The organism is Halorhabdus amylolytica (assembly GCF_004944975.1).
GTDB classification, from domain to species: Archaea; Halobacteriota; Halobacteria; order Halobacteriales; family Haloarculaceae; genus Halorhabdus; species Halorhabdus amylolytica.
This window is the reverse complement of sequence record NZ_SPQG01000016.1, coordinates 1-883: the sequence shown is the minus strand read 5'-3', so window position 1 is coordinate 883 and position 883 is coordinate 1. Positions and strand designations below refer to the sequence as shown.

Annotated in this window: 1 protein-coding gene; it reads right to left on the bottom strand. The window is 56.7% G+C overall.

Features of this window, described 5'->3' with window-relative positions; genetic code table 11:
- On the bottom strand, positions 1 to 883 hold an 883-nt coding region (locus tag E3374_RS15090), incomplete at both ends, for an RNA-guided endonuclease TnpB family protein (RefSeq protein ID WP_169051874.1).

Below are 883 nucleotides of genomic sequence, written 5' to 3'. Positions count from 1 at the left end.
CGTTCGCCAATCAGAACTCTCCGAGTTCTGATGACGTCTCAGGAACGTTTCTGATGCTGTAAGGTCGGCGTGCCCCTCGAATCCACACGGACAGGTGAGCGTGTCTTGGTGCCGTGTCGTTCGGTCTGTCGAACCACACTGCGGGCACTCTTGACTGGTCCATGCTTCCGACCGAACTTCGACCGAGATACCATATTCTTCGGCGGTACAGACCAGCCGTTCGGTGAATTGCTTGAACGCCCAGAAGTTGTGGGTCTTGGCGTTCGTTTTGACCGACCAATGCGTCTCCAACACGTCGGTCAAGCCGCCAATATACACGCTATCGACACCTTCAGCGTACAGCCGTTCAAGCAAGTCACGACACAGTGCTTCTTGGGCGTGGTCGCGGCGACGGGTTCGCTTGCGGTACAGTCGCCCAATACGCTTGCTACTGTACCGGCCTTCTTCGAGTTTTGACTGTAATCGGGCGATCTCTCGTGTCGTCTCGCGGAATCGCTGGAACAACTCGCGGCCTTCGTACAGGTATTGCTCGCCGGTCGTCGTGGTACAGGCGACGAGGTTGTTTGCACCAATGTCCAGAGCGGCCTTCTCGTCGGCCAGTGGAGTGTCCTGTGCATCATCAGAAACAGTCACGGGGTGCGAAGCTCTGAAGGTGTTGTCAGTCTCGTCGTACCACAGTTCCAACCGGCTCTGGTCCTCGTAATCAGGCCAGTTCGGGTCGCCAACGATTTCCAGCCGGAGACGACTTTTCGGGCTGTTATGCTTGTCTCGGAGTTGTTCTCCGACGACAATCTCAAGTCGGGAGCGGTCGCCCCATTCGACAGTGTATGCGTCCTTTCGGACAACGCCTTTGAGAACACGTCCGTCGTCTTCGTTGTCGAGG